This is a genomic window from Paenibacillus sp. sg306046 (assembly GCF_059821225.1).
The window spans coordinates 1-831 of record NZ_JCAMRT010000095.1; the positions used below are offsets into that span (position 1 = coordinate 1).

Here is an 831-nt window from a genome sequence, read left to right on the forward strand (position 1 = left end):
ATTTTCAAGCCAGGCAACCGAAAGCCTTCGCCACAATCGAGCAACAGAAGCTGCCCTTGCTGGAAACGTATCAGCTCGTCATTTTGTACAAGCAGTTTCAGGAGCTTATCGGCCTGGAGGAGCTGATTCCGCTGTATGCGCAGCACGGCTTGTCGGGCACAGAAGCGCAATTGATGAAACAGCTCGGCGCGGGGCAGCTGACTATTCCGCCTGATCGTCTCGCCGCACAGGATCTCACCGCCGCTGCCGTGGAGGGCGTGGACCTCGTGCTATTCAACACCTTGGAGAAACAGGCCGCCGAACAAAACAGGTCGTTGCGCTCCTTGCTCGAAGCTTATCAGCAGGCGAAAGCCAAGCTTGGGAAAAGGGAGTAATGTGAGATGAGACATCTGATCACCCACTGGCTGCGGATTGTGGCATTTAGCCTGCTCATTTGTTCCGCATGGACCGGGCAGGTGTATGCTGAAACCCAGAAGGATATCGAGCGCGTGCTGAACGGTCTGATCGGCCCGACCTTGATTAATGAAACGAACAAAGCCGACCTGGCGGATCGCAGTGGCGCGACGGAAACGGTTGACCCGCAGACCGGCTCGCTTAGCTTGAAGCAGGTGGACCTGACGCTTCCCGGCCGAGATGGGCTTGACTTGACCATCGGGCGTATATATCAGTCCTCACAAGCCGAAATGGCTGAGAAAAATGCTTACTTTGAATATATGCTCGGCGGTGAATTGCCTAATTATGGAATATGGGTCTATAGATATAATGAAGACGGCGAGTATGTCTTGTGGCTTGCGGAAACCTACAACACGTGGAGTGAAGCCAGCGATCATC

The 831-nt window shown here is 54.0% G+C and carries 2 protein-coding genes; both read left to right on the forward strand.

Annotated features, from left to right (window positions below):
- The coding region (locus AC6ROY_RS25440) for a hypothetical protein (RefSeq protein ID WP_500103351.1) at positions 1–374 on the forward strand (374 nt) is incomplete at its 5' end.
- A 6-nt stretch (positions 375–380) separates the two neighbouring features.
- A partial coding sequence (locus tag AC6ROY_RS25445; RefSeq protein ID WP_500103352.1) for a hypothetical protein occupies positions 381–831 on the forward strand: 451 nt, incomplete at its 3' end.